The organism is Helicobacter vulpis, assembly GCF_003660395.1.
Lineage (GTDB): Bacteria > Campylobacterota > Campylobacteria > Campylobacterales > Helicobacteraceae > Helicobacter > Helicobacter vulpis.
In genome coordinates, this window is record NZ_QXQT01000076.1 from 1 (window position 1) to 765 (window position 765).

Here is a 765-nt window from a genome sequence, read left to right on the forward strand (position 1 = left end):
CACAAGTACCGTGAGGGAAAGGTGAAAAGAACCGTGGGTAACGGAGTGAAATAGAACCTGAAACCATCTACTTACAATCATTCAGAGCCCTATTGTGGGTCCCTTTGAGGGATTGGTCTTTTAAAGATTTTTGGTGTTGGTGGATTGGTTTACTTTGGGTTACGATCGTTGCTCTTTTGCGATGATTGTGTTGGTGCTTTCACCTTTATTTGTTTTTGTTAGCACTCTCGTTTCTACGGATCTACCCTAGAGAGTTAGGGAGTGTTTTTCCAAAGTTCATTAAAGGAGGACACGAATGGAAAAAGTAAACTTCGTTCGCAATAACGATACTGGGCTTTACTACAGCAAGCGAACCGGCAGGCGCTTAAGTGGCGGTGCTGAGGATCAAGCTAGAGTTAAAGATCAGTATGGCGGTATTAAAAATCTCGAGCAAGGTGCTTACGCTGCACTTTGTTTAGCGGAAGCGGAGCACGAAAGGGCTGAGGCAAAAGCTGAAGAGTGCAGACACTGGAAAGAAATTGCGCTAGCATGCTTGCCTAACTTTGCTCTAAAAAATAAAAAATAGTTTGGCAGGACTATTCAAACCCTTGCACCCAACGGGTGCGAGTTAGCCAAAGCAACCAAAAACAACCAACCAAAAATTAAAGACTTCAATCCTTCAGAGGGGCCCACAAGGGTGATGGACTGCCTTTTGCATAATGATCCTGCGAGTTGTGGTGTCTGGCAAGGTTAAGTGAAAACGAGCCGTAGCGAAAGCGAGTCTGA

1 rRNA gene is annotated in these 765 nt (G+C 44.7%); it reads left to right on the forward strand.

Features of this window, described 5'->3' with window-relative positions:
• Positions 1–765: ribosomal RNA gene (locus EAO38_RS09045) — 23S ribosomal RNA — on the forward strand; the annotation flags it as partial.